Origin of the sequence: Clostridium sartagoforme (assembly GCF_039521405.1) — a bacterium.
Classification (GTDB): Bacteria; Bacillota; Clostridia; order Clostridiales; family Clostridiaceae; genus Clostridium; species Clostridium sartagoforme.
Window position 1 is genome coordinate 1 of sequence record NZ_BAAACH010000045.1, and the last position, 1606, is coordinate 1606.

Annotated in this window: 2 protein-coding genes; one reads left to right on the top strand and one right to left on the bottom strand. The window is 24.9% G+C overall.

What is annotated here, in order from left to right:
* Nucleotides 1-297 precede the first annotated feature (297 nt).
* The gene (locus tag ABDZ60_RS18575; protein WP_343780243.1) at nt 298-822 is read left to right on the top strand and encodes a sigma-70 family RNA polymerase sigma factor; all 525 of its coding nucleotides are present in this window, start codon (nt 298-300) and stop codon (nt 820-822) included.
* Nucleotides 823-840: 18 nt separating this feature from the next.
* Here the strand turns inward: ABDZ60_RS18575 and ABDZ60_RS18580 are convergent, their stop codons facing one another.
* A complete protein-coding gene (locus tag ABDZ60_RS18580) occupies nt 841-1035 on the bottom strand; it encodes a BhlA/UviB family holin-like peptide (protein WP_016209047.1) in 195 nt (64 codons plus the stop codon).
* Between the last annotated feature and the right edge of the window lie 571 nt (nt 1036-1606).

The following is a 1606-nucleotide window of genomic DNA, read 5'->3' on the forward strand; positions in this document are numbered from 1 at the left end:
TAGTCCACCAAATTGAGCAGGTAAGACATCACCTATTTTATACTCTTTAGTATAAGGCCCATTAACATTATAAACAGCCCAACTTTGCATATGAGGATGTAAGTTTAAAAATTTTCCGATTTGTGACATTAATAAATCACTCCTTTTTTTATTTAATTTTGCCGGCTTGAGTGACTAGTCATTAATTATAAAGAGAAATTTAAGCAAAGTGTAAACTAAAAAAATAAAAAAAAATAAAAGAAATATGTTTACAAACAGAACATATGTTTGCTTATATATATATGGGAGGGGATATATATGGAAAATAATATGTTTATAAATATAGTAAATTCTAAGAAAGGAGATAATAAATCTTTATTAGAAATTATAGAGATATTTAATCCCTTGATAAGTAAGTATTCTAGATTATTAGATAAAGAAGATACAAGGCAAGATTTAATTATACATTTAATCGGAATTATAAATAATATGCCAATAGATAATCAAAGATTGGTTGAGAATAAAGCTATAATTGGGTATATAGCTAAATCTATAAGAAATGAATATATAAAATTATCAAAGAAAAGGGATAAAATAAAGCTTAATGAACTGGAGTTAAATGTAGATATAGAAATAAGTCATGAAGATTCTGAATCTGAATTTGAACTTCTCGATATATTTAAAGTTTTAACGAAAAAAGAAGCATACATAATGAAATTATTGTATGTATATTATTTATCAGTAAGTGAAGTAGCTGATTATATGAAAATATCAAGACAGGCAGTAAATCAGACTAAAAATAGATCGTTAAAAAAGATAAAGAATATATATTTAAATATATAGTAAAAAGCAGATATTTAATTATTTAAATATCTGCTTTTTTATATCTTCAAGATCACTTTGAATTTCAGGTAGTGTATTACTAAGCTGCTTTATTATATTTTGGTAGTTTTCTTCTCTTATTTGATTTTGCTTTAAAACATAAAGTAGAAGATATCCAAATAATAAAGCAAAAACTCCCTGAGTAGTTAAGAAATTAAATAGTTCACTATTCATAAAATCATTCCTTTCAATATATATAAAGAGTTTTTTTATGAAAATAGTAAACTATTATTAAAAAAATATCTATTAAACTTAAAATAGAAATAAATATAAAAACTATTTGCAAATGTAAAAGAAAACATTTAGAATTAATATATAAAATTAAATAAAAAAAGCTCTTATTCAACTCTTATCGATGATGTACCACCATCAAAGATAAGCCAAACTTAGTAAGTGTACCACCACTTAAAAAGCCGTTAGAAAAGAACTTCTTTTATAGCAACGATAGTTGCTAGCAATATCATAATTTATAAGATTATGATAACCGATAAAGAAGAAAATTTCAAGCCTTTTGAGTATGGTAATACCTAACTCAAAAGGTTTTTTTATTTAATAAAATCAGACAAGCTATAAAATAAAGTAGCTAATAACAAATATATTAGCAGTTGCCCTATGACTTACAGATGGGAGCTTCGAGGAGTTATGTTGAGATAACAGTAACTTATGGGAAGAGTCTTGCGAAGACTATAAAGATTTGCTTATTGAAAGATAAGCATACAGAAAGCACAACTGATGCAAAATAGTG